Below are 371 nucleotides of genomic sequence, written 5' to 3'. Positions count from 1 at the left end.
CCAAAGAATGTAACTGTTTCTGGTTTCCCATTTTTATCCAATATTGGTTGGTTATTCTCATCCTTTTTGATCTTCGTCATAGGTTTAAAAATACGTAAAGCCTTCTCACCTTTTTTCACATAGCGGTCAAAGTTTTCTTTCCACTGTTTGAAAGAAGCTACTTGCCTTGCTTCAGGATTTTGTGCAAGAATTAAGCGCAAGTTGCGATTAGAATAATTATTTAGTTGGCTCATTTTCGTTAGATAGTCTTTGTACTTATCTGAATCCAGAAACTCCTTAATCCCTTCTTTAAGATGACGACTTAATCCTGCCATATCTTTATTTTGAATAAAATCTGCGACTGCAAGACTACCAGCTGCTAAAACAACTTC

The 371-nt window shown here is 35.3% G+C and carries 1 protein-coding gene; it reads right to left on the bottom strand.

Features of this window, described 5'->3' with window-relative positions:
• Positions 1-371, bottom strand: a 371-nt coding sequence (locus CBI42_RS11545; RefSeq protein WP_218822073.1) for an ArdC family protein, incomplete at both ends; no start/stop codon positions are given.

This window comes from Streptococcus sp. KR (assembly GCF_002238115.1).
Taxonomy (GTDB): Bacteria; Bacillota; Bacilli; order Lactobacillales; family Streptococcaceae; genus Streptococcus.
This window is presented reverse-complemented; position numbering and strand designations above follow the sequence as displayed.